The sequence below is a fragment of the Arthrobacter sp. H5 genome (genome assembly GCF_000520595.1).
GTDB lineage: Bacteria > Actinomycetota > Actinomycetes > Actinomycetales > Micrococcaceae > Arthrobacter_D.
The window spans coordinates 1-1,921 of record NZ_AZSC01000365.1 but is presented as its reverse complement, the minus strand read 5'-3'; the positions used below and the strand labels follow the sequence as shown (position 1 = coordinate 1,921).

The 1,921-nt window shown below is 66.7% G+C and carries 2 protein-coding genes and 1 pseudogene; 2 read left to right on the top strand and 1 reads right to left on the bottom strand.

All coding sequences use genetic code 11. The annotated features are described in order from the left end of the window. The coding region (locus tag Y708_RS0101665) for a GMC oxidoreductase (protein ID WP_028278573.1) at positions 1-343 on the top strand (343 nt) is incomplete at its 5' end. A 188-nt stretch (positions 344-531) separates the two neighbouring features. Here the strand turns inward: Y708_RS0101665 and Y708_RS0101660 are convergent. Then, complete coding sequence (locus Y708_RS0101660) at positions 532-1,473, bottom strand: DNA-binding protein (RefSeq protein ID WP_028278572.1); 942 nt, start codon at positions 1,471-1,473, stop codon at positions 532-534. 83 nt (positions 1,474-1,556) lie between these two features. On the opposite strand from Y708_RS0101660, the pseudogene Y708_RS22245 reads away from it, so the two are divergent. Next, positions 1,557-1,757, top strand: a pseudogene (locus Y708_RS22245) (ISAzo13 family transposase); the annotation flags it as partial. Positions 1,758-1,921 lie beyond the last annotated feature (164 nt).

Sequence of the window (1,921 nt, the reverse complement as noted above, 5' to 3'; positions counted from 1 at the left end):
CCTGCCGGTCCCGGTCGTGTCGTTCTCCTACGCGGACAACGACAAGAAGATCCTGGACGCCGGCACCGACACCGAGCGGCGGATTCTCGACGCCGCCGGGGCCGAGACGACCTTCAGGGTGTCCAACACCGCCCACCTGATGGGCGCTTGCCGCATGGGCGATGACCCGTCCACGTCCGTCGTGGACCGCAACTGCCGCAGCTGGGACGTTCCGGGTCTCTACGTCTGTGACGGCAGCGTCTTCGTCACCTCCGGGGCCTCCAACCCCAGCCTGACCATCCAAGCCATCGCCGCCCGTACCGCCGATCAGCTCATCACGGCCGGTCGACGGGGCGAGCTGTGACGGCTTGGATGCACCACCGAAGGAAGGACACACCGGAATCTCACCCGTGCGGATGAGTGCCCGGATGGTGGATTCCTTGGTGTTCAGCTCCTCGGCCACCTGTCGGAGGGTCAGGAACCTGGGTGGCTTGACGGGCTCGTCCTGTGCACCGGGGCCCTTTCCTGTTTTCCCTCCGCTACTTCCCTTCATCACTCCCCCGTGGGAGTTTTCCGGTCGTGGGCGGGGGTGGCCGATAGTTCGGCTCGTAGGCGCATAGCTTCGGTTTCGGCTTGTTCCCTGCGGCCTTGTTCCCGGGCCACTTTTTGGGCTGCGGTGGAAGCTTCGCTGCGTGCAGCATCAGCGACTGATCGGGACTCTTCAAGGTCCCGGTGGGCGGTTTCAAGGCCGGCTTGCAGCTGCTCCACCTGGGCCAGGGCACCACGGCGAGCTGTTTCAGCCTCGGCGACCGCCGTGGTGAGCCTTGCCGCTTCATCCTCTGCCTGCTTCCTGGCCTGGCGTTCCTCAGTAAGGGTGCGCTGTACGGCGGTGGTTTCAGTCCGTGCTTCCTCGCGCTCCTGCCGGGCTGCCTCCACCGCGTCCTGAAGCTGGGCCACCTGACCCACCGCAGTACCACGGGCGGCCTCCGCAACGCTGACCGCGGTGACCAGCTCAGCGGCTTCGGCTTCGGCCTGCTGCCGGCGCCCCTGCTCCGTCGCCAACTCCAAGACCGCGGCCATGGCCTGCCCCCGCGCGGCCCTGGCCTCAACACGTGCTGCCTCACCCTCGGTGCGTAACTGCTCCACCTGGGTACCAGCGGCATCGCGTGCCGTTTCGGCGTCGGTGACCGCGACCACCAGCCCCGCGGCTTCGGCTTCAGCCTGCTCGCGCCCCTGCCGGGCTTCGGCCGCGATCAGCTCCACCTCCGCACGCGCCGTCTGCACAGCAACCCCCCACGCCATCCGCAGGGCCCGGGCGACAGCCTCAGGCGGTTCAGGCATCATCTGGGCTTGGGTCCGGGACTCCCGCCAGCCACGGACCCCGTCAGAGGCGTCCTGCATGTTCACCTGAGCGACCCGGCGGACCGCGGCCACTGTGATCCGCTCCTCGGCCTCGGTGAGCTGCTCACACGCGGCAAAGACCCGCTCCCGCACACTCCCCGCGCTCCGCGCGTCGCTGCTAAGGACTCACCGATAAATAACTCAGTCTAATAGCGTTTTTGGTGGGATAATGGTGTATGCCCATTTCTGCTGAAGTCGTCGAATCCCTCCGTGCAAAGTTCGATACGATGTTGCCCCACCTGGATGAACGCTCCGCCCGTCTTCTGTTGGCTGCGGAGGCACGTTCCCTGGGTCATGGTGGTATTGCCGCGGTTGCCAGGGCTTCCGGGGCCGCGCGTTCCAGAGTCCAGCAGGGTGTCGCTGAGTTGGAGGCGGGCACCAGGCCCCTGGGCCGCGGACCGCGGCCACTGTGATCCGCTCCTCGGCCTCGGTGAGCTGCTCACACGCGGCAAAGACCCGCTCCCGCACACTCCCCGCGCTCCGCGCGTCGCTGCTAAGGACTCACCGATAAATAACTCAGTCTAATAGCGTTTTTGGTGGG